Source organism: Psychrobacter sp. 1Y4, from assembly GCF_051847555.1.
On record NZ_JBPYDE010000738.1, the window covers coordinates 1 to 632 of the forward strand.

General features: G+C 48.1%; 1 protein-coding gene. It reads left to right on the forward strand.

Annotated features, from left to right (window positions below; genetic code table 11):
* Window positions 1–632, forward strand: a 632-nt coding sequence (locus ACS8FC_RS18620; RefSeq protein ID WP_459112985.1) for a type I glutamate--ammonia ligase, incomplete at both ends; no start/stop codon positions are given.

Sequence of the window (632 nt, forward strand, 5' to 3'; positions counted from 1 at the left end):
GATGCGATTTTGTTCAAGCAGGTCGTCAAAGCAGTAGCTGCTCGCCGTAAGCTCACCGCCACTTTTATGGCAAAACCTTTTGGTCTGCAATCTGGCAACGGTTTTCATGTGCATTGTAGCTTGTTAGATAAAGACGGCAACAACGTCTTTGATAACGGGACAGATGAGGGTTCTGAGATTTTGCGCCATGCGGTTGCGGGTCTGCTAAAAACCATGTCGGACTGTACATTATTGTTTGCACCGCACGTTAACTCTTATCGCCGTTTCACACCCGGTACGCTTGCACCGAACAATGTGTCATGGGGTTATGAAAACCGCACAGCGGCCGTACGTATCCCTGGTGGCGATACCAAAGCACGTCGTATCGAGCACCGTGTCTCTGGCGCTGATGCCAACCCTTACTTGGTTTGTAGTGCCGTATTAGCAGGCATACTATATGGCATCGAAAACAAGTTAGAGGCCCCAGAACCCGTCAATAGCATTACTTATAACGAAGCAGAACTGAAGACCTTGCCGTTAGATTGGCTCTCGGCCATTCGTAAATTTGAAAGCAGCGATATCATTGATTCGCTATTCCCAAGCGAGATGATTGAGCTGTTGATTGCCGTCAAAAAGCAAGAAGCCAAACGCTT